This is a genomic window from Oleiphilus sp. HI0128, from assembly GCF_001635365.1.
This window is the reverse complement of sequence record NZ_LWGG01000144.1, coordinates 1-909: the sequence shown is the minus strand read 5'-3', so window position 1 is coordinate 909 and position 909 is coordinate 1. Positions and strand designations below refer to the sequence as shown.

The following is a 909-nucleotide window of genomic DNA, read 5'->3' as shown; positions in this document are numbered from 1 at the left end:
GATTATTGCCGCCAGTTTTCCCGAAATTGCCGGTCACCATATACAGCATTTTTTCCAAATATGCCGTCAAGGTGGAATGCAGTGACTGCTGCAGACCCAAGTCAATTCTTACGCATCCCGCTTTAGCATTAGCAAAGTCTCGTGCAACTTGCTGCGTCATCTCAAGGGATACATCGGCTTTTTCTACATACTCTTCAATAGGAATATCTAATAGTTCAGCTTCGAGCTTATTAAAGCCAGTGCAGTGATTCTCGAGGAAGGCTTTATCATGCAGGCCCTCTTTTACGATAATCGCCAAGATCGCAGACATCAGATAAGCATCAGTACCTGGCTTTAACTGAAAATGTATATCGGCTTGCTTCGCTGTTTCAGACCTTCTAGGGTCAAAAACCACCATCGTACGGTCCGGGTCTTTCTTAATTTCTTTAAGCGTATCGCGCGCATTGGGTATACCGTGTGACTGAAATGGGTTACAGCCAATAAATAGTACGTAGTCAGAATGCTCTACGTCCTCAGTACAATGAACACGCTGATCACCAAACAGTCGACCATTCACCCAAAAATCCATGGTCTTTTCCTGAGCCAAAGCTGTATAGGTATAGCGACTCCCACCCATGGCATAACGCAGTTGTGAAGCATACGCACCGCCAAGATGATTACCTTGACCACCACCACCTACAATCGCGAAAGAATCGGGGCCAAACTGATCACGCGTTACATTCATTTTTTCAGCGATTTCATCTAAGGCCTGATCCCAGCTAACCTTCTGAAAGCTCCCATCTGGCATCCTTTTTAAAGGATGTGTCAAACGATCATCGTGATTTTGATAATGCTCTAATCTTGCCGCTTTCTGGCAAATATAGCCCTTAGTCATAGGGTGTTGAGGATCACCTTTGATCTTAATTAATT

Annotated in this window: 1 protein-coding gene; it reads right to left on the bottom strand. The window is 44.4% G+C overall.

Going from position 1 to position 909, the window contains the following annotated elements; genetic code table 11:
• A partial coding sequence (locus tag A3763_RS01855; RefSeq protein WP_231872070.1) for a molybdopterin-dependent oxidoreductase occupies window positions 1-874 on the bottom strand: 874 nt, incomplete at its 3' end.
• Window positions 875-909: the final 35 nt, after the last annotated feature.